The 20,384-nt window shown below is 43.3% G+C and carries 14 protein-coding genes; 11 read left to right on the top strand and 3 right to left on the bottom strand.

Features of this window, described 5'->3' with window-relative positions:
- Positions 1–10 precede the first annotated feature (10 nt).
- Positions 11–1,582 (bottom strand): leucyl aminopeptidase, encoded by a 1,572-nt coding sequence (locus JNK13_07015; protein MBL7662486.1) that lies wholly within the window; start codon positions 1,580–1,582, stop codon positions 11–13.
- Between the two features lie 89 nt (positions 1,583–1,671).
- On the opposite strand from JNK13_07015, the gene JNK13_07010 reads away from it, so the two are divergent.
- The 5 genes from JNK13_07010 to JNK13_06990 are packed head-to-tail and all read left to right on the top strand — an operon-like array spanning position 1,672 to position 8,525.
- Entirely contained in the window at positions 1,672–2,436 is a 765-nt protein-coding gene (locus JNK13_07010; protein ID MBL7662485.1) for an ABC transporter ATP-binding protein, read from the top strand.
- Positions 2,433–3,194 (top strand): ABC transporter permease subunit, encoded by a 762-nt coding sequence (locus tag JNK13_07005; GenBank protein MBL7662484.1) that lies wholly within the window; start codon positions 2,433–2,435, stop codon positions 3,192–3,194. The genes JNK13_07010 and JNK13_07005 overlap by 4 nt, the downstream gene beginning before the upstream one ends.
- Positions 3,191–4,705 (top strand): Gldg family protein, encoded by a 1,515-nt coding sequence (locus tag JNK13_07000; GenBank protein MBL7662483.1) that lies wholly within the window; start codon positions 3,191–3,193, stop codon positions 4,703–4,705. The genes JNK13_07005 and JNK13_07000 overlap by 4 nt, the downstream gene beginning before the upstream one ends.
- A 5-nt stretch (positions 4,706–4,710) precedes the next feature.
- On the top strand, positions 4,711–6,072 hold the full coding sequence (locus JNK13_06995; GenBank protein MBL7662482.1) for a DUF4340 domain-containing protein: 1,362 nt from the start codon (positions 4,711–4,713) through the stop codon (positions 6,070–6,072).
- The gene (locus tag JNK13_06990; protein ID MBL7662481.1) at positions 6,069–8,525 is read left to right on the top strand and encodes a PBP1A family penicillin-binding protein; all 2,457 of its coding nucleotides are present in this window, start codon (positions 6,069–6,071) and stop codon (positions 8,523–8,525) included. The genes JNK13_06995 and JNK13_06990 overlap by 4 nt, the downstream gene beginning before the upstream one ends.
- A gap of 179 nt (positions 8,526–8,704) precedes the next feature.
- Here JNK13_06990 and JNK13_06985 read toward each other — a convergent pair whose 3' ends face one another.
- Entirely contained in the window at positions 8,705–10,426 is a 1,722-nt protein-coding gene (locus tag JNK13_06985) for a hypothetical protein (protein ID MBL7662480.1), read from the bottom strand.
- Between the two features lie 90 nt (positions 10,427–10,516).
- Between JNK13_06985 and JNK13_06980 the strand changes: the two genes are divergently transcribed.
- Positions 10,517–12,193 (top strand): hypothetical protein, encoded by a 1,677-nt coding sequence (locus JNK13_06980; protein MBL7662479.1) that lies wholly within the window; start codon positions 10,517–10,519, stop codon positions 12,191–12,193.
- Complete coding sequence (locus JNK13_06975) at positions 12,190–14,427, top strand: type IV secretory system conjugative DNA transfer family protein (protein ID MBL7662478.1); 2,238 nt, start codon at positions 12,190–12,192, stop codon at positions 14,425–14,427. Before JNK13_06980 ends, JNK13_06975 begins: the two co-directional genes overlap by 4 nt.
- Positions 14,428–14,466: 39 nt before the next feature.
- Here the strand turns inward: JNK13_06975 and JNK13_06970 are convergent, their stop codons facing one another.
- The gene (locus tag JNK13_06970; GenBank protein MBL7662477.1) at positions 14,467–15,075 is read right to left on the bottom strand and encodes a hypothetical protein; all 609 of its coding nucleotides are present in this window, start codon (positions 15,073–15,075) and stop codon (positions 14,467–14,469) included.
- Between the two features lie 259 nt (positions 15,076–15,334).
- Here JNK13_06970 and JNK13_06965 point away from each other — a divergent pair, with 259 nt between their 5' ends.
- From JNK13_06965 to secA, 4 genes are all read left to right on the top strand, one after another.
- Positions 15,335–15,784, top strand: a complete 450-nt coding sequence (locus JNK13_06965; protein MBL7662476.1) for a peptidylprolyl isomerase — start codon at positions 15,335–15,337, stop codon at positions 15,782–15,784.
- Between the two features lie 6 nt (positions 15,785–15,790).
- Positions 15,791–16,315, top strand: coding sequence for a hypothetical protein (locus JNK13_06960; protein ID MBL7662475.1), 525 nt, complete (start codon positions 15,791–15,793; stop codon positions 16,313–16,315).
- Between the two features lie 87 nt (positions 16,316–16,402).
- Positions 16,403–17,620, top strand: coding sequence for a DNA photolyase (locus tag JNK13_06955; GenBank protein MBL7662474.1), 1,218 nt, complete (start codon positions 16,403–16,405; stop codon positions 17,618–17,620).
- Between the two features lie 3 nt (positions 17,621–17,623).
- A complete protein-coding gene (gene secA, locus JNK13_06950) occupies positions 17,624–20,302 on the top strand; it encodes a preprotein translocase subunit SecA (GenBank protein MBL7662473.1) in 2,679 nt (892 codons plus the stop codon).
- Positions 20,303–20,384: the final 82 nt, after the last annotated feature.

The following is a 20,384-nucleotide window of genomic DNA, read 5'->3' as shown; positions in this document are numbered from 1 at the left end:
CACTGCCCAATTAAAGTGAATGTAAATAAGCAATTAAAGTTCTAACTCCAAAGCCTGTGCCACCCTTCTTAATGTAATCGCTTTCTTTGGTCACAAAGGCAGGCCCGGCAATATCTAGATGCGCCCAATCTACATCGGGCGGAACAAATTCTTTTAAGAATAGCGCACCGATGATCGCACCCGGTCCACCATCACCAGTATTCTTTATATCAGCAATTAGACTACTAATGTTCCCGCGGTACTGGTCAGAAGCAATTGGAAGTTCCCAAAAAAGCTCGCCTGACTTTGCACCTAAATCTTTTAACGTGTGCGCGAGCTTTTCGTCAGTAGAAAATAATCCTGTGATATCTGAACCAAGTGCCACAATGCAGGCACCAGTAAGTGTTGCCAGATCGATCACCACATCCGGCTTGAGCCGCTCAGAATATGCTAAAGCATCAGCAAGAATTAGTCGGCCTTCTGCATCCGTGTTTAGCACTTCCATGGTTTTTCCATTTAGCGCCTTGAGCACATCCCCCGGTTTAACGCTTTTTCCGTTAAGCATGTTTTCAACTGTTGGCACAATTACATGCACGTCATGCTCCAAAACTTCCTTTCCACTGAGGCTTGTTAAATATGACATCGTCCCAAGCACCGCTGCAGCACCAGACATGTCACATTTCATATCTTCCATGCTCTTGGCCGGCTTAATTGAGTAGCCTCCACTATCAAAAGTGACCCCTTTACCAACTAGGGCAATGGTTTTTTTCTTCGTTTTCTTAGCTGAAGTTTTTCCCTTGTAGTGCAAGTGAATTAAATAAGGCGGGTAATCACTGCCCTTACCAACCCCAAGAATGCCTCCCGCCCCAAGTCGCTCCAAGCCACGACGGTCATAGATTTTGACTTTGACTCGCCCCTTACTAGCACGTGCGATTTTCTTGGCATGAGTTACAAGATCTGCAGGAACCAAATCACTTGGCCCAAGGTTTACAAGGTCGCGCGCAAAACAGGTTGCTTCGGAAATCGCGCGTGCTGAATCTAAAACCTTACGGCTCTCAGCAGGAGATAGATTTAGACCAAAGATAATAACTTGTAGGGAAGCTTTGGTTTTATCTGTAGCTTTACGATATTGATTAAATTCATAAGCTCCAAGAGCTAGCCCTTCAGCTATGGCCTGAAGAATTTGGCTAGAAATCGAGCCCTTAACTTGGGAAAGATCGATCACTAAATGTTCAGATTTTAAACTCAGAGCTTGTCGTAGCGCATCACCACCAAGTCTACGCCATTCATCTAAGCTCGGCCCGGTAAGACTTAATGCCTGATGCGAAAGTCCAGAGATTCTTAAGCTGCATTTCCCAGCAGGCACATTCAGGCGCTTGCCAGCAAGAACTTTATAATCTGTGCGCTTGACCTCGCGAGTGATGGCACCATTCAATTCGTGCTCATATTTTTTAAGATACTTGAGACTTGTCTCATCGGCACCGGGAAGCATCCCGCCTTTTGCCCCCTTAATATTAGACTTAAAAACCGGGACAACAAAGATGTCTCCTTGTGAGAATTGACTAGAGTTTATGTGAAGATTGTTTTTTGCTGAGATTTTCATATATTTATACCAAATCAATTGCCCTACTGATTTAGCATAATTTGGCAAAAGAACCAGGCAAGAACAAGGTGTTGAAATAATCGCAGTAAATGATAACCACAGAGCTTCTATCAAAATCTTATGGTTCCCAATTTGCTGTAAAGCAGGTCTCATTTCAAGTTGATTCTTGCCGAGTCGTTGGCTTACTTGGTCAAAACGGCGCCGGGAAAACAACACTACTTGAGATGCTGGCCTCGCTCTTGCGGCCCGATAGCGGGAAGATTGAAATCGCCGGAATTAATTTATACAAAAACCCTCGAGCAGCTCGACACTTAATTGGCTATTTACCCGACCAACCGCCGCTCTACCCTGAGCTAAAAGTTAACGAGTATTTGAATTTTGTAGGGCGTTTGCACCAAATCTCAAAACCCGAGCTCAATTATCGCATTGAAGAGGTTTTAGAACGCTGCCTTCTGACTGAAGTAAAAAATAAATTGATTCACACTTTATCCCGTGGCTTTAAGCAAAGAGTCGGACTAGCACAAGCAGTTTTGCACAAACCCAAACTAATTCTGCTTGATGAACCAACTTCAGGGCTTGACCCTCAGCAAATTGTTTTAATTCAAGACTACATTCGTGAACTTGGAACAAGGCATACAGTGATTTTAAGTTCACATCTACTTGCCGAAGTCCAAACGACCTGCACTGAGGTGCTTGTTATGTCACATGGAGAGATTTCAGCTCGAGGGAGTGTTGCTGAATTGACCCGTGAACATTCTTTAGAAGATCTATTCTTTAAGGCAACTTCAGGAATTAGAGAAAAAAATAACGCTGACCACAATCTTCAGCTGATTAAACAAGGCCAACAAGCATGAAACCAGTTCTAGTAGTTGCCAAAAGAGATTTCAGTTCGTTTTTCTATGCACCGCTGGGTTGGGTAGTGATTACTAGTGTTTTATTTTTATCTGGGTACTTTTTCTTTTCATTTGTCGCTCAGTTTAACCAGGCAGTGGTGCAAACTGCGAAAATTCCAGGGATTGCGCCGCAAACACAAATTTGGATCGTTTACCCATTCTATAAAACACTAAGTGTAATCTTATTATTTATGCTGCCACTGCTTTCCATGCGCTCTTTTGCCGAAGAAGCTCAGCGGGGAACACTCAAGCTTTTATTTACATCAGCAATCTCCAACCAAGAGCTCGTCTGGGGAAAGTTTCTTGGAACTGTTTTTATTACACTAGTAATTCTCTCTACCGCATTTATTTTTCCACTACTGCAAGTCTTTTTAAGTGCCACCGAGGTTGCTCCACTTTTCACAAGTAGTCTGGGGATTGTGCTCTATGCCTTAGCTCTCTCAGCACTTGGACTATTTGTTTCGGCAATAACCAAAAGCCCATTACTGGCGGCACTTTTAAGCTTTATCTTATTTTTTATGTTATTTTTAATTGAAGGTGCTGTGGGAAAACTCCCACCGCTATGGGCTCCGATTATTTCCTACATTTCACCGACTGCCCAACTGGATAGTTTTTTAAAAGGAGTGCTTGATTCTAAAAATATCATTTACTTTTTTAGTGTAATCGCTTGCGGCGTTTTTTTGGCTGAACGCGTAGTTGAAGTAAAAAGGCCCTCATGAGTGAGCTAAATTCTTACAATCGCCAAGCTCTGCGCAGTATCTCTCTAGGAGTTGCTGGAATTGTTTTTCTTGGCATGGCCTTGGTACTAAGTCTAATCTTTAAGCGTGAAATATATTATCTGACAACGATTCACTTTGTCGCAGGCGTAATCTGTTTAGGGATATATTTTTTCGCACACGGCTTAAAGATTTTTCGCTCAGAAAGGCGGCAAAAACACTTAGTCCATAGCATTCAAGCTTCAATTTATAGCGGGATTTTTTTACTACTTGTTGCAATCATTAACTACGGGGGAGCAAATTATTCACTGCTGCGTATCGATACTACTCGACAAGGCGTAAATACTCTTGCTCCACAAACCAAAGAATTACTAAAAAATCTAGACTCAGAATTAACAATCCGCACATTTTTTTTAAACCGCATGCCTCCTGGTTTTGTGCGCGATCTAGTTCAACAACTTTCCGCAGAATCCAAGCAAATTAAAGCAATTTTTCTCGATCCTGAGCAAGAACAGGAACAGGCACTTCGATTTTCAATTCCGCGACCAGAAGTGGCAGTCGTTAGTTATAAAGAAAAGTCAGTTTTGGTTGATAAAGAATTAAGTGAACAAGAATTCGTAAATGCCCTTGAACGCTTAGTGCAAACCAGAGAAAGATTTCTACAAATTGCAGTTGATTTAAGTGATGTTTCGGAAAAAGGCTTCAGCACGCTGAGTGATTCACTTAAAGAGGAAGGATTCACAACTTTGGACAAATTAGAGTTTCGTGCTAGTCCAAAATCAGCTGCACCTTTACTACTCGTCTCCGGCGAAAGAGACGAGACTCTATTCAGAGAGCAAGCTTTAGCTCATTTTAAAGCTGGCGGTTCGGGGGTGCTACTCTATGAACCGCTTAAGTCTAATTTACTGAATACGATTGCGGAAGAATTTGGCTTAAAACTTGGTTCAGATTTGGTAGTTGATTCCAGTGAAGAGGATGGGTCTTATGGAATTCGACCTTTAGTCAAAGAGTTTAGCATTCATGAGATTACGGAAGCTTTAAAGGGAGCCGTGCGCCTGACTTCAGCAAGCTCCATTCTTGTTAACAAGTCTTTGCCTGAAATGAAAATTGTCAAACTCTTACAAACTAGTCCTGAGAGTTGGGCTGAGACAAATTTAACAAAACTCTTAAGTGACTCCGCGGAAGCAGGATTAGACGAGACCGATATCAAAGGCCCAATTACAGTAGCTGCAGCAATTGAACGAGATGGGCAGCGTGTTGTTGTGATCGGAGACTCGGATTTTGCACGAAATAAATCAATCCGTGAGCATTTTAATCGCGATTTAGTGCTCAATGCCTTGCGTTGGACACTTGGAGAAAAACCACCAACTGTCATCCGCGCAAGAACATTTGCTGAATCGCGCACAGAAATTCCGGCGTCAACAATCCAGCGACTTTTTCTGCTAACTACAATTATTATTCCTGAGTTGATTTTGCTGAGCGGATTGATTTTTTGGATTAAACGTAAAAGTTAAATTTTATGTCGCTCGCTAAATCACTCTATATGCTTGCACTTGCTTTTGGTTTACTGCTGCTTTTCGCCAAAGTTAACCAAAGCCGAGTTGAGCAAAGCCAGCAAGCATTTCGTAACTCTGCCTTACTTCAAGGGATCAACGAAGCAGAGATTCAAAGCATTAGCTTGCGGTCTAACGCTGGAAGTTGGGCGCTTAGTAGGAATCAAAACGCAAAATGGATTTTCCAGGATAAAGCCGAGCTCACAACTGGCTTAGACAGCTCTGAGCTAGTCGACCAAAAAGCTGCCAATTACTTAATTCACGTGCTGAGCAATACCAGCATTGAAAACACGCTCGATCAAGCTAATCCAAGCGAAACTGGCCTCGCCGAACCCAGTCTTGAGATCCAAATTAGTACAAATCAGAGCTCCAGCAACATCAAGCTTGGTAAAGTTCATCAACTTTCAGGCCGAGTCTTTGCTAGTGTGAATAACTCCAAGCAAATCTATCTCATCGATGCGCGTAATGCAGCCGTATTCAACAAGTCAGAGTATGAGATTCGTAATAAACTACCCTTGGACCTTAGTAAGCAAAAAATTAAAAGTATTAAACTCAAACGTGCGGCAACTGGAGAAATTAATTTCAAAGTAATTGGCCAGCAGGTTCAAGTTCAAGCTGAACTAGCCAGCTATCAGACAAGCCCTGAAATTTTTAATCAGCTGATCGATATAATTTCTAACTTTGAAGTGCTGAATTTTGTTGATCATCCAAATATCTCCGAGCTTCATTCGGCGGGATTTGATCACCCCTTATTAGAACTTGAAATAGTTTCGGAAGTAGGTAAAAAAATTGCCACCTTAGGCAAGAGTAAAACTCCTAATCGCTACGTACTTAAGATTGAAGGACAAGAAATTATTAGTCAAATTCGAGCCACTGGACTTGCTCGTCTACTTGAGCATCCACTAAATTATATCTCAAACAATTATTTTGCAGACCTGCATCCGAACCAGATTAGGCAGATTGAATTAAGCGACTCTAGCAAAAAAACTAAGTCTATAGGGCAATCCGACAAGAATTTTAAAAGCTCTCTTGAGCAAGTTGTTAGCCTGCTATCCACAATTCAAGTCATAAATTATGTGGGCGAAGCAAAGCTAGAAGAAAATGACGAGCAGCGCGGAACATTTAAACTTCAGGTAGCTGATAATAAAGATAGCTACTTTCTTCAATTGGGTTCTAAAGTTAAAACTGCGGTTGAAAGTGTTGATGCCCCGCACTATGTAAAAATGCGGAGCCCAAGTCAGCCTGAAGTCAGAGGAATCATCGCAGCAGCAGATGTGCAAGCGCTAGAGAAAACGCTCGCTAATCTACTCACGATAAATAATCAATGAAGCGTATTTTAAAAATTCTCTTTATTCTTGGATTGATTGCAAGTGTGCTTGCTGGAGTTACAGCCTTCTTCATCGGTTCATACTATTATCACCGTCTCACGCGCGACTTGCCAAAGATTGAGCGCTTAAGTGACTATGAACCAGAAGCTGTCAGTGCAATTTATGCTGAAGATGGAACACTTGTGGCAGAAATCTCAAAAGACGGCATGCGTCGCTACCCTGTAGAGTTCAGTGAAATTCCGCAATTAGTAAAAAATGCCTTTCTAGCAGCAGAGGACGAGAATTTCTACCATCACAAAGGAATCGATCTGATTAGCATCCTACGTGCGGTCTGGGTAAATTTACGTCACAAGGATCATAAGCAAGGCGCATCAACAATCACTCAGCAGGTTGTAAAATCTCTCTTGCTTTCACGTGAAAAAACATACGAGCGCAAGGCTAAAGAGGCAATTTTATCTTACAAACTCGAACAGCATCTAACTAAGGATGAAATTTTCTCAATTTATCTAAATGAAATCTATTTGGGGGCAACTGCATACGGTGTTAAAGCCGCAGCCCAAGTCTATTTTCACAAAGAATTAAAAGATTTAACAATCGGTGAGGCAGCTTTTATTGCTGGACTTCCCCCTAAGCCAAGTTATTACGCTGATAAAAAGCATCGCAGTGATGCCTTAAATCGCAGAAAATATGTCTTGCGACAACTTTTCGCTAATAAATTCATCAGTAAGGAGGAGCATGAGCAAGCACTCGCAGAGGAGTTAATAATTTTCCCTCCTGACGATAATCGAATTTTCCATGCTCCGTATTATGTCAGCCATGTGCTCAGGCTGAGTGAGGAGAAATTTGGCACCCGCATGCAATCACCAGGTGGGTTTCGCATTGAAACAGCTTTAGATTTAAAAGCCTATCAACTTGCCGAGGCTGCAGTGAAGCGTGGAGTGGAGGAGTCGGATAAGCGCCGTGGTTTTCGTGGACCAATCAAACACTACGAAGCAGCTGAAGTGGAAACTACGCTGGAAAAGCTGGCCAAGCAGTTTACTACTGAGACTGATTTGCAAAAATTAGTGCCACGAAAAATTTATCGAGCATTAGTTTCAAGCATTGATAAAAAATCAGGAGCAATTGTCGTTTCACTGGGTGACCGTGAAGGAGAAGTATTTGCCAAAGAAAATAACTGGGCCAAAAAGCTAATTAACGCAGCAGACAATTCACGAGGGATTGAACTACCAAGTTTCTTACGCCCGGGGGATTTAATTGAAGTCTCATTGTTTGAACCTAAGCAAGAAGCTAAGCAAACCGGAGAAATTGATCCAGAGTCAGGCGCTCAACTTACTACGGAGGAAGCAGTTGCTGCTGAAGAAATTAAACAACAACTGACAGCATCGGGGAAAATTCATTTAATTCTTAATCAAACACCAGAACTTGATGGAGCTTTTAGTTTAATCAATGCCTTAACTGGCGAGGTCAAAGTCATCATTGGCGGCTATGATTACAAACGCAATCAGTTTAATCTGGCAACTCAAGGCTTACGTCAACCCGGGTCTTCCTTTAAACCTTTTGTTTATTATACGGCAGTTGATCGCCTAAATTATACTCCTTCCACAATCGTTCCCGATTCGCCAATTAGTCTTGTTGCTGGGAATGGTCAGATTTGGAGCCCAGGAAACTTTGACGGAGAATTTCTTGGTCCAATTACACTACGCACAGCACTGCAAAAATCAAGAAACGTGGTCTCAGTATATCTAATTCGCCGCACCGGACTGCAGCCAGTCATCGAGAATGCTCATAAAATGGGAATTACTACGCCAATCAATGAAGATCTATCAGTTTCATTGGGGACTGCCGAAGTGCATCCGATTGAAATGACGCAAGCCTATGGGGTGTTTGCCTCGGGAGGCTATTTAGCTGACCAGCTTGTGATTAAGCGTATACTCGACCGTCATGGCAATGTCTTTTACGAACAAAAGCCGAAGCAAGAAAAAGTCATTAATGAAGACTCGGCATTTATCATGGCACACATGATGAAAGGTGTAATTGACCGTGGCACTGCAACTATTTTGAAACAATTGAATCGTCCGATTGCAGGAAAAACTGGAACAACCAATGAGCATATGGACACTTGGTTTATTGGTTACACCCCTGAGTGGACTGCTGGAGTTTGGGTTGGATTTGCTGGACAAAAGCGCACAGTTGGGCGCATGGAAACTGGTGGCAAAACAGCGGCTCCGATATTTTTATATTTTATGCAGGATTTTTTGAAAGATACCCCTGCACTTGATTTCCAACCTCCTGATGGAGTTATTCCGATTGCTGTAAATGTAAGTTCAGGGCAGCAAGTCGACCCGAGTAGTGCTGAGGCATTTATTGAATATTTCAAAGCTGGGACTGAGCCGGGTATGGGAGACTATCAAGCAGAAATTCCCCAAGACTATTTAACAAATCAAGATTTCTAGAGCAGATCCGCTACCAGCGTTTCAGGATAAGCTGCTGCTTTTTATAGCTGTATTTTACAAATGTGAGCCGCCAAAAGGCATGCGCACTCGAAGAAAAGAGGCGTTCATGCTTGATATTCATACAAAGATTAATAAAATTAGCAATCTTAAATCTGAGAAATATCATGCACAGGCTAGATTTATCCATTTCCTGCGTTACGCATGTACTGTGTGCCAGAAATACGCAGCAAAAAGCGAATAAATTCATCATTGCTCGACAAGCGCTGCACGAGCTCTTCAAGCAAAGCATGGTCAGCACTCAAAGTAAGCCAGGCATTACGGATCGCAATCTCAATTGCCTGACAGAGTTTCTGATCTTCATAAATACGTTGATGCACAAATAAAACTGACTCTTGCAGGCGTGCAGGATTATTTTCCTGATCTAAAGTGACTGTGCGATTATAGGCTTGATTGAGCGCATAGTGTGGAAAGAATAAAATCGCCCGGCGCTCTGGATCGCCCGTAGCAAGTACTTTTGCAGCTTCATCAGGTTCCATGTGAAAAGTCTTAAACTTTCTCCCCGGCACTGCTCCACTAGAAACAAGGCTGTCGTAATAAAAAGAAGAAGTTGAAGGATCATCTTTGAGATAAGAAATCTGGGCAGCTGAGTTTTCTTTTTTATTGTTTAATGCTTCTTCCGGCGCAAGCATACGATGACTTAAAGCGGGCATCAGCATCAGTGGTCGATAGGTCTTGCCTTGGTCTCGGGCAAGTAAGGTCCCGGTGGGCCCAATTCCCAAAATACAGATGTCTGGAAGGCGCGTGAATTGGCCCTTAAGGAAGCGTCGCACAATGTCGATTGCGTGAGGAAAACGATATTCAAGTACTAAATTATAAGCACGAACATCTTTGAGGTACATTAAGAGTGGCCAGGTTGCAGGCGCGCTAGCAGGTGCAGCAAAATAAAGCGGTTCTTTGCGATCTAAAATGCGCTCAGCAAAAATATTATCCTCGATACCAAGACGCTCACTGACGAGGAGTGAGTGGTTAACTTCAGAAAGTATCCTAAAAAGTTTGTCTTTATCCCTACCGAGTACTTTCATAAATGAAGGACTTTGGTAGAGACCTCTCAGGCTTGCAGTGATGAATTTTGGATCAAAAATATCTGTGTGCTTAAGCATTGATACAGTATCGCGGCATAACTCTGCCGCAATGATTTTTCGTTCCTGCTCAAGAGCTGCTGCTGCCGGGGTTTGTGCCTTTAATCCAAGCAATGAATCACTTGCAGTAGTCTTAACGTTACCATGAATTTCCCAGTTGCGCTGAATTGCTAGAATCAACTGGTCAAACTCTAGGGCTTGAACTAATTCGCGGTCGCGACCAAGGATTTGAATGCGGTCATATGGTAGCATCTGCTGGTTGAGGGCAATGCGCACTAATCCGCCATTTTTACGCTCACTATTGCTGCGCCGAAATAAGCGTAAAGCAATTAAATTATCGCGCCGGTCTCTTCCAAAAATCTCCTCGAGCCAGCGTGGCTGCTTTGTTAATGCATAGTCTAGCGAAGCTGCAAAGCTGCCTTGTGCACCTTCAATAAAGGCCTCTTCAGTTTCACCGTTAAGTAAATTTAGCTTTGCTTTTAAAATTAAAAGTGCCGTCGCTTGAACCGCTGAAGTCCATTGAAAGGTAAAGCGCTCGTTAAATGCGCCACCATTTTTCCCCCGCATTGAGCGTCTTTCTTCAACACCTAGTAAGACGTGGCGGAAGCACACCGCTTGAAGTTCAGGAGTTGAATTGGTGGAAAATCTTAGTGTCAGTTTAGACATAACTTCATCAGCAAGCGAAAATGCTCCCGCATCTTCTCGATGCAAAATTTTTGCCTGCCCGATGCTAACTCGAGATGTGTTTGAACTGAAGCTCATCTGAATTCTAATCTGAATCCTTACTCTAGGTTATGCAGAAAAAGCCCAGTATAGTTTCCTCCAGGAAAAACAAGCGAAATACGAGGGAACATGACCAAAAACTGTCTGCTTACAAATACAAATTTTACTATAAGTGACAGAGACTTAAGCCTCTATGATTCACTGGGCCTTAACCCACCAACATTATGCCCTGAGGAGCGATTACGCAGGCGTATCGGGCATAGAAACTTTAGAAGTCTTTATCACCGTCAATGCTCCAAAACCCAAAAAGCATTAATCTCGATGTATCATCCCCAGTCTCCGCGCGTGGTAGTGGATAACGCATGGTGGTGGTCTGATGCCTGGGATGCAAAAGACTATGCTCGGGATTTAGACTTAAGCCAGTCCTTTTTTGATCAATATCGAGCATTGGCTGAAGTGGTGCCGCACTACGGACTACTTAATGTAAAGTGCGAAAATAGCGATTATTCGAACTTCGCCTTTGAATCGAAGAATTGCTATCTAGTATTTGGTTGCGTGCGCAATGAAGACTGCCTCTATGGGCACATTGTCTGGGATTCAAGAGACTGTATTGATTGTCTTTATGCCTATCGCTCAGAGCTTTCAGCACACTCAGTTGATATCGTAAATTGCTATAAAGTTTTCTACTCACTTGAAGCAATTAATTGTCAAAATTGCTACTTTCTCTTTGATTGTCAAAACTGCAAGCATTGCTTTGGCGGGGTAAATTTAAGAAATGCCGAATACTGCTTCTTTGGCGAGCAATGCACGGCAGACGAATATTTTAAACGGCTGGATAAAATCTTCCCACTTACAGATGGAGCCGTGCGACAGGGAATGGAGTGGCTCGTTCAAGCAGCAATGCCACAAGCTAGTTATCCAGAGTTTTTTGGTTCACAAGTTGAAAACGTTTCGGGGAATCATCTTTACGAGGCAAAAGATCTAGAAAATTGCTTTGATGCAAAAAAATCCGAGTGCGCAAGTCACTGTTTTACGGTTTGGGGTGTTGAAAATTCAGCTGATATTTCGTTTACTGGCTCGCCAACCCGCTACTGCGTCGATGCGCTGACACTTTTTAATGCAGAACGCGTCTATTATTCACAAGTAATTAATAATTGCTATGATGTCTATTACTCTGAGCACTGCTATGGTTCGCATGATTTATTTGGTTGTAATGGATTACGTAACGCTGCCTATTGCATTCTCAATCAGCAATATACAAAAGAAAAATACTTTGAAGTTAAAGCAAAACTAATCGCGGCAATGCATCAACGTGGCGAGTGGGGTGAGTTTTTTCCATTAAAAGATGCGCCTTTTGCGTATAACGAATCCATTGCTAATGAGTATCTACCGCTAAGCCAAGCTGAAGCAGAAAAGCGTGGGCTACACTGGAAAAATGAAACTACCAGCGAAGTAAGATTCTCTAAGCCCCACTTGAATTTTGAAAATATTAGTGCAGTAGAAAACCAAATTTTAGAGCAACAATTTAGTTGCGCTGATTCTGGAAAGGCTTATCGAATTATCCCACAAGAACTTGCATTTTATCGTCAAGAGGGCTTGCCGCTTTCCAAGCTCTGTCCCGACAGGCGTCACGAACTCCGTATGTGCTTACGCACCATGCGTAAGTTAAGCCTAGGGCAATGTAAAAAATGTAACTCTAACATTAATAGTGCCCACCTCCTGCTACCCCAAGCTCAGACCTTATGCATGGAGTGCTATCAAGCTCAGGTTTGGAAGCAACAAACAGAAAAAACTGAAGCCCAATGATCAATTCACTAATCGAAATTCCTCAATCTGAAGCAACGCCAGCGGAAATCTTCGATGATTTTTTCTCGCGCTTGCACGAAGCATTACAGCAGCAAGAAATTGCCTTTGAAATTGCGGCAACGTCTCAGAACGTGTCATTTGGATTTGCTACAAAATCTCCAGCTGTAAGTGAGCTAACTAAGGGACTGCTTTATGCCCATGCACCCAGTGCCAATATCAAGACAGCTAAAGACTTCTTAGAATTAGACAAGCTCAGTAGCCAAACACAATCACTTGCGCTGGACTACAGGCTTAAGCATAACCAACTTTTGCCTCTCAAAGATTATAGCGAGTTTCAAGGTGATTCATTGGCAAGCCTACTGAGTGCATTGTCGCGTTGTCTGCCCGAGGTCAGTATCGTCTATCAGATTCTGCTTAAGCCTGCCGAGGAAAGTGCGCTCTACTATCTACGCGTAGAACTGTGGAAAAAATTAATTGCCCTGACACTTAAGTGCATTCCTAAGTATTGGTTTAAGCGCGGACTAGCTGCAACAATCCTTGGGCGGCTGAGTGAGAAAAGTCGCAAACGTCTATATTACGCAAATTTGAGAATTATTATTCAGGCAGTTAAGCATAATACTGACACTGATTTAGACCTCAATCCAATTGCTGCTGCACTTGATGGAGCGCTTTCAAATTTCAACACACTTGATTTAAATCAATTTACTAAGAAAAAATATCGCCATATTCCTGGAGCATTTCTGGCACGAAAGTTAGTAAGTCCTTACTTGCTTTCAACTCAAGAGTTGGCTGGATTATTTCACTTACCAAGTGAGAAAGACTTTCCCAATGTAGTGCATGTGCTCTCGACTAGACAGGCTCCGCCAAAAGAACTGCCCAGCGACAAACGCGATCCAGAGATATCATTCTTCGGGGCTACAAATTATCGCGATCAAAAAACGATTTTTGGCATCAAGCGTAACGATCGCCGCAGGCACTTATACATTTCAGGTAAATCTGGCTCGGGTAAGTCAAAATTACTAGAGCTTTTAATTCGTAACGATATTATGCATGGGCAAGGGGTTGCCGTGATCGATCCACATGGAGACTTGGTAGATAATATTCTAAGCTACATTCCTGAGCGTCGTATTCAAGATGTGATTATTTTTAATCCTGCCGATCTCGAGTATCCAGCAAGTTTTAATCCTCTCGAGCAGGTCCCTGAGGAATTAAAAATGCGGGTGACGCTTGGATTTATTGAAATTTTTAAAAAACTCTTCGGATCAAATTGGACCCCACGGCTAGAGCACGTGCTGCGTTACACCACATTGGCCTTACTCGATACGCCAGGCACGTCAGTGCTTTCAATTCTACAAATGCTGACTGACAAGCAATTTCGCCAAATTATTGTCAGCAACTGTAAAGACCAAGTGGTAAAAAGTTTTTGGACTACGGAATTTGCGGGTTGGTCTGAAAAATTCGATAGCGAAGCCATTACTCCGCTAATCAACAAAGTCGGGCAATTTGTGGCTACAAATATGATCAGAAATATTGTCGGTCAGCCAGTTAACCGTTTTAATTTCCGAGAAATCATGGATCGGAAAAAAATCCTCTTGATGAAAATCTCCAAAGGAATTCTTGGCGAAGAAAATGCCTCACTGCTCGGAGCAATCGCAGTCACAAAGTTCTATCAAGCGGCGCTCTCGCGAGCAGATACGCCAGAAAATCAACGCAGCGACTACTATCTCTATGTTGATGAGTTTCAAAATTTTGCTACTGAAACTTTTGGTGAAATCTTAAGCGAAGCACGTAAATATCGCTTAAATTTAACAATTGCCAATCAATTCCTGGGTCAGCTTGATGAAAAGATGCGTAGCACTGTGTTTGGCAACGTTGGCTCGCTTGTTACGTTTCGCGTTGGCGCTGAAGATGCTGAGCACTTAAGTTTAGAGTTTAAGCCACGCTTTAGTCCACGTGATATTATTAATCTTGGGGTGCGAGATTTTATTACCAAAATCTCAATTGACGGCGAGGTTAGGGAGGCTTTTTCAGGCAAAACCTTGACGATTAAGCCACCTGCAGAAAATTTTTGTGCTGCCTGTATAAACTTCTCACGTGCAAATTACGCGCGGCCGCTTAAAGAGGTCGAGCAAATTTTAGCACCGGGCTTTAAGTCAGGGAAAAAACTTCTAAGCAGAGAAGAATTGAAGAAAAATAATTTAGAGAGTGCTGATTTCAAGGAACCCTTGATTTAAAGGGTTCCTTGAAAGACTAACGCTCGATAGCAAAGCTGGCTACGGCGCAGTTACGGCCCAAGTACCCCAGGCATATATTGGTAATAAGCCACTATTGCGATAAGCGTAAAGAGCTACTCCTTGTGGAGATGCCAAAGTCCCAGCTCCTCCATTCGCATCAAAAACATGATAGCCGGTGCTACCCGCAGCAATATTTCCAGAATAGCCCTCATAGATACACAAATAGCCTGGCGCCGCAGTTGGGTTACTTGCACTCCCTGCACAATTTGCAGTAGGAGCACCGCCATAAGTAGCCAGTCGGATAATCTCGACTGCCGGCGCAGTAGCAAGGGGCTTTGGAAACGAAATTGTTCCTGCCTCATAAGATACAGTAGAGCTCTCCAGTCCACTAATATTCCAGAATCCAGTCAGCGTAACTCCCGAAGAAAGAGTTCCTCCGGCAGACTCCGTGGTCATTACCGCAGTATAGCCAGATGGGCATGTTGAAGTTTGAGATACTAATAATCGCGAAGCTTTAACTTCGACTTTACGATTCTTTACTGAATACTTTTGTTTATTCTTTGCGCATAAAACAATCGCCTCTGCGCTTGGAGTGCAAACGCCAAAAGCCAAAGCGCAGATGATTAACAAACTGTAGACTTTTTTCATATAATATTATTCCTTTCTGTGCTGGTAACAGACAATCTCTGCCAATTTAAGTGAGGGTACGTATAACTTAACTAAGTAAAGGAAGATAGGTTCAAAATCTTGCATATTCAATCAGAGCCAAGTAAAATCATGGGCTATGAATCCGCTATTCAAAACACGATCACAAATAGCTCTAATAATTGGATGTATTTTAATGACAACAAGCACTGCTCAAGCTGAAGATAAATTGCCTTTCCCCATTCCTAAAGATGGCAAGGGCTTGCCGCATAAGGCAGTAATAAAAACCTCTAAAGGTACGTTTGAGGCAGAGCTCTACGCTGATGAAACACCTGTAACTGTCAGAAATTTTCAGTTCCTTGCAGAGCGTGGATTTTACGAAAACTTAACATTTCACCGCCACGACCCTGGATTTGTGGTGCAAGGTGGAGACCCCAAAGGCTCAGGCCTAGGTGGGCCCGGCTATACCCTACCGCCTGAACACTCTGACACACTTAAGCATCTACGCGGGGTGCTAGGTATGGCGCGACTTCCCGACCAAGTAAACCCTGAGCGGAAATCAAATGGCAGTCAATTTTACGTAGTACTTGCTGAAAAAACTCCACACCTCGATGGACTCTATACTGTATTTGGTAAAGTTACTCTGGGCATGGATGTTGTTGACGCTTTGACTGTTGGCGATAAAATTCTTTCTGTGAAAGTTTCAGAATAAGCGCAAATGCAGCTCCTCGATTACGCCAAAGAAAAACGCGCCCCAGAAACACTGATCAAACGCCTCTTAGAGCTCTACTCTAGCCAAACACGAATTGAACTTGTTGATGCAATTTCGCTATTACAACCAAGTATCGGGAATCTTGATGAGATTTCAAGGCTACTAGCTGACCTCGCCACTAGAGATGGGAAACAAGTTGAGCTCATACTGACTGAGTGCCAACTCAGAGAAATTATTGCGCTTGAAAACTTATCGACCAAAGATAAACTTAAAAAATTGCGCTTGAACCTAGAGCGCCTACGCTATCCTGAGCGCTTAAAAATTTTCGAAGCGCTTGCAGTAGCTCAAAAAGAAATCGTTAATGAATACGGGTTAAAAATTGAATTCCCGCAAGACCTCGAAGGCACAGAACTTAATTTAGAATTAAAAATCAAATCCCCAGAAGAACTTATAACCGTAGCAAAACAACTAGAATTGCTGGGGAATGCCTCTACCATCAAAAAGATGTTTTCGCTATTAAGAGGTGTCTAGAAGTGCTCGCGGGAAGCTCTCTTGATGCATTAGTTTCATTGCTTATTTTTACGTGAAAAAGCGCCCGAACGGACTAGATTGAACACTATGACCCGAGAATTTTGGCCAAGTAAAATCCTAATTTCACCTGAAGCCAAAGATGATGCGATCACAAAGCGTGTAATTCATGGATTAAATAAGCACACCGAAATCAATGGAACGCAAAGAGAGCTTGTTTACCTAGACCATCCCCTCGAAGGCGACCCACTTGGAGCAAACTCGACAAATGAAAACCCCATTTCACGCTTCAATCAAGGTAAGCGCACGCTTTTAATTTCTCACTACAAGGGCCAGTGGCTAAAACCCTGCCCAGGCACGCAAGAACACGTCTGCTGTAATCTTTGGATTGTTAACCCCGGAGAAGGCTGCCCGCTAGATTGCACTTACTGTTATTTACAAAATTACTTATTAAGAAATCCAACACTTAAAATTTATTCTAATATTGATTCACTGCTAGGTGCACTTGAGACTCAAGCACTTGGAGCACCAGAGAGATTTTTCCGCGTGGGCACAGGAGAGGTGATTGATAGTTTGGTTTGGGATGAGTTAACGGGTCTGACTACGGATTTAGTTCCTTTTTTTGGTCGCCAAAAAAATCTGACTTTAGAATTAAAAAGTAAATTTGATTATGTCGAGAATCTAGTTAACTTAAAAAACGATCACCGCGGGAATACTGTTGTTTCCTGGTCAGTTAATGCGCGTTCTATCACCGAGAAAGATGAAGCCTTTACAGCACCTCTAACTAGTCGCATTCAAGCTGCTGCACGCGTTGTGGCTGCTGGATATCGCGTGGGATTTCATTTTGACCCGATGATACACTTTGCTAATTGGGAAGATGAATATCTTGAGACAGTTAAAGAAATTTTTAACACGATTGATTCTCGGCGCATTGCATGGGTGAGTCTCTCGACCTTAAGATATAAGCCTAAAATGCAAGAAATTATGAAATCCCGCTTTCCGCAGAGTAAAATCCCTTATGGTGAGCAGTTTCTTGCGGCTGACGAAAAGATTCGCTACATCCAACCACTACGCCTGAAAATGCTGCGTTTTATGTGGCGCGAGCTAAAAGCGCGTAACCCCAATCTACCTGTCTATCTTTGTATGGAATCAAGCACAGCCTGGAAAGAACTCGGTAGTGATGGGGAAGGGCTAGCTGGGGAGGAACTAAGCTTCGCAGGACTTCCAGGAACGCGTCCCGAACTAGTAGAAATATTTTCCCGTAAGAAAAAGCCGGCCCAGCAAATACTTTCGGGAGGAGAGCTTTAGATTGTGATTAAATCACTTGTATATAAAATTTTTGGATCAAAAAATGAACGCGAACTTAGGCGCCTTTGGCCGATTGTTGAACGGATTAATACTTTCGAATCAACAATGCAACAAAAGTCCGATAGCGACTTGCAACAAGTAACACTCGAATTAAAATCACGCCTCAGTAAAGGTGAAACATTAGACGAGGTCCTGCCTGAAGCATTTGCTGCAGTTCGCGAAGCTTCTAAGCGAGTGCTGGGCATGCGGCACTTCGATGTGCAGCTACTTGGCGGGATTATTCTGCACCAAGGCAAAGTTGCTGAAATGAAAACCGGCGAAGGTAAAACCCTTGTCGCGACTCTACCAGCATACCTTAACGCACTCTCTGGACTTGGAGTGCATGTGGTCACCGTTAACGATTATCTGGCAAAACGTGACTCCGAGTGGATGGGTCGAATTTATTCTTTCCTCGGACTTTCTACTGGCGTTGTCGTGCATAGCATGGGGCATAGTGAACGTAAGATCGCCTACAATGCCGACATTACCTACGGTCAAAATAACGAGTTTGGTTTTGATTATCTGCGCGATAATATGAAGCTTGAACTGGAAGAAATGGTGCAGCGGCCGCATAACTTTGCCGTCGTTGACGAAGTCGACTCGATTCTAATTGACGAGGCGCGCACACCTTTAATTATCTCTGGTCCAGCTGATGATGCAACTGAATCATATCTTCAAGCAGATAAAATTGTGCGCAAACTTTCAGTTGATCGTGATTTCACGGTTGAGCTCAAATCTAAACAGGTCTTACTGACCGATGAAGGCGTAAAGCGCGTTGAAGAGCTCCTGGAAATAAACAATCTTTACGATCTGCAAAACACCCAGACCGTTCACCATGTAACTCAAGCCCTAAAAGCCCATGCAACGATGAATCGTGATGTTGAATATGTTGTGCGCGGCGGCCAGATTATTATTGTCGATGAATTTACGGGACGCATGATGCCCGGACGCAGATGGTCCGATGGACTACATCAAGCAATTGAAGCTAAAGAAGGGGTAAAAATCCAGCAGGAAAATCAAACCTTAGCGACAATTACATTTCAAAATTATTTCCGGCTTTACAAAAAACTCTCCGGTATGACAGGCACAGCAGACACGGAAGCTGTTGAATTAAAGAAAATTTATAAGCTTGATGTTGTCGTTGTCCCGCCCAATAAGCCCATGGTGCGCACAGATAACCCCGATGTAGTTTTCCCGGCCGAGCGCGGAAAACTTCGTGCTGTCTGCGATGAAATTGAAGAGCTCCATGAAAAGGGGCAGCCCGTACTTGTTGGCACTGCAAGCATTGAAAAGTCCGAATTGATTGCTAAAATGCTAAGTGAGCGTGGCATTGAGCATAATGTGCTTAACGCTAAAAACCATGAGCGTGAAGCAGAGATTATCGCGCAAGCTGGGCGCCTCGGGGCAGTGACAATCTCTACAAACATGGCCGGCCGTGGAACTGATATTTTGCTTGGGGGTAATGCTGAATTTTTAGCGGCAGCTGAAGCAGAGACTAAGGATCCAGCAGACCCAAATTTTCAAGCTGCATTAGTCAAATATCGCGCCGAGTGCGAGGCCGAGCACGCAGAAGTAATCGCTGCAGGCGGGCTACATGTGCTTGGCACCGAGCGTCATGAAAGCCGCCGCATCGACAATCAGCTGCGTGGGCGAGCAGGCCGTCAAGGCGACCCGGGATCATCCAGGTTTTACGTTTCCCTACAGGATGACTTAATGAAGCGCTTCGGTGGTGACAAAATGCAAGCCTTCATGGAACGCGTTGGCGTGAATGAAGATGATGCCGTTGAAGGTAAAATCGTAGCAGCTTCGATTGAACGCGCCCAAAAGAAAGTTGAAGGCTATCATTTCGATATTCGTAAGCACCTGATTGAATATGATGATGTGATGAATAAGCAGCGTGAAGTTGTTTATTCTTTACGTAATAAAATTCTACGATCCGTGGGAGTCCGCGAAGAAATCGAGCAAATGGCGGGAGATGTCATCGAAAATATCGTGATGCTACATGCTGACGAAAAAATCCCTACATTTGAGTGGAATTTGCAAGGGATTTTTGACAGTTTCAAAAATATCTTCGGAGTAGATTTGCCACGTGAGGAATTAAAAGACAGGCAAGAGCATGCCGGTAAAGAATTTGCCCAAGAAATTTATGATCATGCGCATGAAATTGCGCTTTCGCGCCTGGCAGAGCGCGCCACACATTTCGGCCAAGACCGCTTAGATAAGCTGGCTCGAATTGTATTTCTACAAGCGCTTGATCATTTCTGGAAAGAACACCTGACAAATATGGAACACCTCAGAGAAGGCATTGGACTTCGCGGCTATGGCCAGAAAAATCCACTACAGGAGTATCAAAAAGAAGCTTTTGATATGTTCACTAGCATGATGCACTCAGTCAAGACTGCTGTAACTCAGCACGTCTATGTGCCAGAACTTCCAAGTGATCAAGAAATTAGAGAATTAGAAGAACGGGAACGTCGCCATCAGGAAGAACAAGAGAAGCGTGCGGCGACAATTCATGAGGAACTGCCTGGGGCAAGTTCTCAAAATCCTGAAGAAAAAAACGAAGAAGAGCTTTCTGGGAACCGCCACGACCGCCGTCGCCTGGCACGAGAAAGCAGAAAAACTAAGCGCCGCAATCGTTAATGTGTTTACGGAACTCTCAACAACTGTCATCGCGAGCGAAGCGTGGCAATCTCCCGCAGAGCGGGCCAGCATTGCTGCCCGT

It is taken from the genome of bacterium, from assembly GCA_016786595.1.
Taxonomy (GTDB): Bacteria; Bdellovibrionota_C; UBA2361; order SZUA-149; family JAEUWB01; genus JAEUWB01.
Note: the sequence above shows the minus strand (reverse complement) of the source record. Positions and strands in the feature narration are given on the sequence as shown.

Coding starts and splice junctions, on each gene's coding strand:
- JNK13_06995 (MBL7662482.1), top strand. CDS start 4,711: ATGTCGCTCGCTAAATCACTCTATATGCTTGCACTTGCTTTTGGTTTA.
- JNK13_07005 (MBL7662484.1), top strand. CDS start 2,433: ATGAAACCAGTTCTAGTAGTTGCCAAAAGAGATTTCAGTTCGTTTTTC.
- JNK13_07000 (MBL7662483.1), top strand. CDS start 3,191: ATGAGTGAGCTAAATTCTTACAATCGCCAAGCTCTGCGCAGTATCTCT.
- JNK13_06980 (MBL7662479.1), top strand. CDS start 10,517: ATGACCAAAAACTGTCTGCTTACAAATACAAATTTTACTATAAGTGAC.
- JNK13_07010 (MBL7662485.1), top strand. CDS start 1,672: ATGATAACCACAGAGCTTCTATCAAAATCTTATGGTTCCCAATTTGCT.
- JNK13_06960 (MBL7662475.1), top strand. CDS start 15,791: ATGCAGCTCCTCGATTACGCCAAAGAAAAACGCGCCCCAGAAACACTG.
- JNK13_06955 (MBL7662474.1), top strand. CDS start 16,403: ATGACCCGAGAATTTTGGCCAAGTAAAATCCTAATTTCACCTGAAGCC.
- JNK13_06970 (MBL7662477.1), bottom strand. CDS start 15,075: ATGAAAAAAGTCTACAGTTTGTTAATCATCTGCGCTTTGGCTTTTGGC.
- JNK13_06985 (MBL7662480.1), bottom strand. CDS start 10,426: ATGAGCTTCAGTTCAAACACATCTCGAGTTAGCATCGGGCAGGCAAAA.
- JNK13_06990 (MBL7662481.1), top strand. CDS start 6,069: ATGAAGCGTATTTTAAAAATTCTCTTTATTCTTGGATTGATTGCAAGT.
- JNK13_06975 (MBL7662478.1), top strand. CDS start 12,190: ATGATCAATTCACTAATCGAAATTCCTCAATCTGAAGCAACGCCAGCG.
- JNK13_07015 (MBL7662486.1), bottom strand. CDS start 1,582: ATGAAAATCTCAGCAAAAAACAATCTTCACATAAACTCTAGTCAATTC.